Below are 5,077 nucleotides of genomic sequence, written 5' to 3'. Positions count from 1 at the left end.
CTGGATACCAACCTGGGTTCCTGTTTCAACATGAGTCGTTGCGTGATCGAGGGCATGCGTGAGCGGCGCTTTGGCCGTATCGTCAACATCGGCTCACTGAACGGTCAGGCGGGCCAGTACGGTCAGGTCAACTATGCGGCTGCGAAATCCGGTATTCACGGTTTTACCAAGGCGCTGGCGCTGGAGGGCGCGGCAATGGGAATCACGGCCAATGCCGTGGCACCCGGCTATGTCGAGACCGATATGGTGAGAGCCGTACCCGCAGCCGTACTGGAAAAAATCGTCGCCCGCATTCCCGTGGGGCGGCTTGGCTCCGCCCACGACATCGCCCGCGGCGTGCTGTTCCTGGTGTCCGACGAAAGCGGCTTCATCACCGGCTCCACCCTCTCCATCAACGGCGGCCAGCACATGTACTAACCAGCTAAAAGCAACTCTAAAAGGGGTCGGTGACAACTGAGACTCATTCTCATCAGTTGCCCGCCCCAGCACGCCATTTGCCTATTGGCTATACTCGAATGCCTGTTTATCTGTCGAAAGGAGTCGACAATGCCTCGCAAAGCAAGGATGTTTTTGCCCGATGTGCCTAGTCATGTGGTCAGCCGCGGTAACAATCGTGGTGCCTGTTTTTACACCGATGCTGATTATTGCTTCTACCTCCAATGTTTGAGTGAAGCCTGTAGTGAACATCAAGTGTCCCTCCATGCCTACGTGTTGATGACAAACCATGTCCACCTGCTGTTGACACCGGCACATGAGGTGGCTATTCCCGGTGTTATGCAATCCATTGGACGCCGTTATGTGCAATACATCAACAATACCCACAAACGTACCGGGACCCTTTGGGAAGGAAGGTACAAGGCAAGCCTGGTGGAGGTAGAAAGCTACCTGCTGGCCTGTTATCGCTATATAGAACTCAATCCTGTGCGGGCATCCATGGTTGCACATCCGGCGGACTATCGCTGGTCCAGCTATGCCGTCAATGCCGGTCTGAAACCGAGAAAACAACTCGTTGCACACGAGCTTTACCGGCGGCTTGGAGTAGATGAGGACAGTCATTATCGCGCTTACCGTGAGTTGTTCTCCAGTGGACTGGAAAAAGCAAAGCTACAGGCTATTCAGCGGGCTACCACCTTTTCGATGCCGCTTGGTGGCAGTGATTTCAGGGAACAGATTGAAAAGGTGCTCGGTAGAAGATTGGGCTATGCCGGGCGGGGAAGGCCGGCGAAAACCAAGTGAGAATGAGTCTCAGTTGTCACCGCCCCCTTTTTAACCCTTTTTTACTTCTTCAGCTGGTACTTCTTCATTTTTTGATACAGCGTACTCTTGGCGATGCCCAACTGTTTGGCCGCCCGGGTCATATTGCCCTCTGCCTGTTTGATGGCGGCTTCGATGGTGGATTTTTCAACCTTGTCTAGGTTGCCGTGGGGCGGGGTGATGAAGGCATTGAGGTGCTCCGGTTGCAGATTGGTTTCCCCCGGTCGATAACCCTCGGGAAGATCGTCAATCGTCAGGGTTTCGTTGCTGGACATAAAGCACATGCATTCCACCACGTTGACCAGCTCGCGGATATTGCCCGGCCACTCGCGGTTCTTCAGTACTGTCATCAGGGCCGGCGAGAACCGTTTTGCGGCGATGTCGTCGGTTTTCTGAATGCGCGCCATGACCAGTTGCGCGATCCCTTCGATATCCTCCTTGCGGCCCGACAGCGGATCCAGACTGATGGTCACGGTCGATAGCCGGAAATACAGATCCTTGCGGAACAAGCCTTCATTTACCGCGCCCTTCAGATCGCGGTTGGTGGCAGCAATCAGCCGGAAATCCACCGGAATCGGTTTAATGTCCCCCACCCGGTAAATTTTCTTCTCCTGCAGTACCCGCAGAAACACCGGCTGCAACTCCAGCGGCAGCTCGCCAATTTCATCGAGGAACAGGGTGCCGCCATTGGCCGCCTCGATCTTGCCGATCATGCCGCCCTTGCGCGCGCCGGTGAACGCCCCTTCCACGTGGCCGAACAGTTCACTGCTGAGAATATCCCGGGTGAAACCGCCGCAGTTCAGATCGATAAATGGCCCGTCGGCATATTGACTGCTGTCGTGGATGGCCTTGGCAAACACTTCCTTGCCGACCCCGGTATCCCCCAGAATCAGTACTGGCAGCGGCGTATTGGCGGCCTTGCGGGCCTTGTCGGCACTGGCCTGAAAAGAGGGGCTCTTGCCGTAGATGCTATCAAACGGATCGAGGCTGGCCGCCGGACCGGCAGCCAGTGGCTCGACAGCGGGTTTGAAGGTAGACCGGCGCGGTGACGGCACCAGTACCTGAAAGCCGACAATGTTGCCTTTATGCAGCACCGGCTCCACCCAGTCCTCCGATACCCACAGTCCCGAATCGTGCGGGTAGACAATTTCATCGCCGCCGAAGCGCTGCATCGACAGGCGGCGCTTGGTCTGCGGGTCGTAGTCGATCCCGAGGGAGTCCAGCGCGGCACTGGCGTTGGCGGTAAAGTTGACCAGCCGTCCCTGCTTGTCCAGCAGCAGCTTTCCGGTATTGCGATAGTGGCCGAACTGGCTGTTGCTGTGTTCGACGATCAGGCTCCACAGGTCCGAGGTCTTCTTCGCCAGACCGGACTGGATCTGGCTGGCCCAGGCCACCACCAGCGGCACGTGGAATTTATCGTAGATGCTGCACAGGCCGGACAGGTCGATCACCCCCATCATCTGGTTGTCGTAGGGGTCGGCGATCACCGCTGCCGTACAGGTCCAGGGTTTGAAGCCCTGAATATAGTGTTCCTCGCCGTGCACCTGGGTCGGCTTGCGGGTCGCCATGGCGGTGCCCACCGCATTCGAGCCGGAGTGGCCCTCGTTCCAGCCGCTGCCTTCCACCAGCCCGATATCCCGGGCATCGTCAATGGTTCTGGGGTCGCCGACAATCTGCAGGTTAAGCCCCTGGTAGTCGGTCAGATAGAGAATGGTCTCGAGGTCCTGCAGAAACAGGCGCGCCTGTTCCAGCACCGGCTCGGCGCACAGCAACAGATCGGAATTTCTCAGCCGGTGATGATAGAGCGTGTTTTCAGACACCAGCAGCGGTGCCGCCTTCTGTTCCGGGTTCACGCCCTGGGACAGGCAGCGCTCCCAGGAGCTGGCAATCACATCGCGGATTGGCAGGTCCTTGGCCTGACCACCCATGCAGAGGAATTGCTCCCACGCACGATCAATACCCCGCTGGGCATTCAGCTTGTCGCTGTCGGACCGATGAATCAGGCCGGGCTTTTTCGTGCTTGAACCCCTCACTGTAAATCACCTCCCCCTTTATTTGGGTAATCAGCCGGGTAAATCAGCCGGGTAATCGGCAATGCTGTGCAGCACAGCTGTATGGCATCAATCGTCGCGGCTTATTGGCTGGGGGTGCCCTGTGTTGATGCTCCCCTGTTGATCTTCCCTTGCCACCAGTCCTTTATTATCAGCCCGGTGCCGCCACTGCTTTATGATGAACCCCGCAGGGAATAATAATCGCAGCACCGCAGTGGCCGATAATAACACGCAGTGCAACGGCCTGTCAGTCCGGTGGTGCGAGTCGGACAACAGTTGTCTGGCGCTGTGGCCGCGGGCGCGAATCGCCCCCGCAGTGCACTGTGCAGCACAAAAACACCCCGATTGGCGTAAAAAAAGCTCATCGCAAAAAAATGGGGCTTGCCAGGATTTTTCTTTAATCATACGATTTGCTGCGGGGTTCGTCCGATAATAAGACGTTTAATATCGTGAAAGCCCCGTGAACAAAGGCGTTCAGCGAAGAAGATGTGACCGGAAGATGCTCGATGACCAGCCTGTTGACCGTTTTTCGGACGCATTTACCACATTTATGTGGCAAAACTGTTGTTGCTGTTGGGGGCGAAGCTGTTTATATTTCGCATTGCTGTGCGGAATGTGCGGCGGCAATTAATAATATCTAATGATTAGTGGGAGAAGAAAATGGTGATGAAAAACAACACCAGCATCAAGAAAGTAGGTGGCTTTCTGCTGGGCTTTGGGGGGCTGATGGCCGCCGCAAGCCCGACATTTGCTGCCGATTTTGACTATGGCCTGGACGAAAGTTTTTTTAAGATCAGCTATAACGGTTACGTCCGCACCACCGTCGGTGTGCTGCTGCAGGACTCCAAGGAAACCAGCGCCGATGACAAATGGCGCATGAGTCAGGCGCGAGCCACCGTCAACGTCGACTGGGACATCAAAACCGGACCATTGAACTGGCGGGTGGTCACCCGGGTCGAGCACGAGCACAAAACCGACTACCTCGAAGACCTGTCCGAGCGTATGGAAAAGCAGAACGATTTCCTCAATGGCGCGTTGCAGGATTTGGATAATCGCGGTAACTACGGTCGTGACGGCAAGAAAGGCAGTTTCATGGACCAGTATGAAACCACCGACGAGCTGATGGACGTGGTCCGCGAAATCTACTTCGACTGGCAGATCACCGACCGGCTGTTTGCCCGGATCGGCCGCCAGCAGCTGGTATGGGGCGAGTCCGACTTCTTCCAGGCGATGGATGTGGTACACGGCTACGACTTCCGCCAGCGGCTGTTCTATGAGAACAATGAAGAGTGGCGCAAGCCGCTGTTCCTGTTCAACTTTGTCTATGAAATCCACGAGTGGGATGCCATGGTCAACTTCTTTGTCCGCCCGGGGCTGGACCGTTCCGAGGACATGGGCAGCAACTACAACATCGAGGGCGGCCGCTGGATTCCCACCCCGTACCGCGGGGTTGACTTCACCCAGGTGACCGATGCCTACAACGAAGACCACGACAAGGGCGACTGGGACGACTGGACCTACGGTATCCGCTGGAACAGCACCTGGGGTTCCGCCGGCTACTCGTTCTCCTATATGAAAACCTTTAACCCGGCACCGGTGATCAACCCGAACCTGCGTCTGAATGATGCTGGCGATCTTGGCGCTTTCGGTTCTTATTACGGTGTAGGCAACGTCCGATTTGATCCTTTCAACCCCGGTGGTATGCAGCCTGACAAGCCGCTAGAAGGTTATGGTGATGACTACCGCGGCAGCAAACTGCTGGGTGAGTGGCT

4 protein-coding genes and 1 pseudogene are annotated in these 5,077 nt (G+C 56.4%); 4 read left to right on the top strand and 1 reads right to left on the bottom strand.

Annotation, left to right across the window (positions count from 1 at the left end; translation table 11 throughout):
• On the top strand, window positions 1–417 hold a 417-nt coding region (locus tag ACTF5G_RS09880), incomplete at its 5' end, for an SDR family oxidoreductase (protein WP_438952635.1).
• 129 nt (window positions 418–546) lie between these two features.
• Entirely contained in the window at window positions 547–1,236 is a 690-nt protein-coding gene (locus tag ACTF5G_RS09875; RefSeq protein WP_438952634.1) for a transposase, read from the top strand.
• 41 nt (window positions 1,237–1,277) lie between these two features.
• On the opposite strand, the gene ACTF5G_RS09870 is transcribed toward ACTF5G_RS09875, so the two are convergent.
• A complete protein-coding gene (locus ACTF5G_RS09870; RefSeq protein WP_438952633.1) occupies window positions 1,278–3,287 on the bottom strand; it encodes a sigma-54-dependent Fis family transcriptional regulator in 2,010 nt (669 codons plus the stop codon).
• Between the two features lie 81 nt (window positions 3,288–3,368).
• On the opposite strand from ACTF5G_RS09870, the gene ACTF5G_RS09865 reads away from it, so the two are divergent.
• Together ACTF5G_RS09865 and ACTF5G_RS09860 are read left to right on the top strand one after the other, a co-directional pair.
• Window positions 3,369–3,503 (top strand): hypothetical protein, encoded by a 135-nt coding sequence (locus tag ACTF5G_RS09865; protein WP_438952632.1) that lies wholly within the window; start codon window positions 3,369–3,371, stop codon window positions 3,501–3,503.
• Between the two features lie 462 nt (window positions 3,504–3,965).
• Window positions 3,966–5,077 (top strand): annotated as a pseudogene (locus ACTF5G_RS09860) (hypothetical protein); the annotation flags it as partial.

The organism is Porticoccus sp., assembly GCF_965660005.1.
Lineage (GTDB): Bacteria > Pseudomonadota > Gammaproteobacteria > Pseudomonadales > Porticoccaceae > Porticoccus.
The sequence above is the reverse complement of the archived record's forward strand: the minus strand, read 5'-3'. Positions and strand labels throughout refer to the sequence as shown.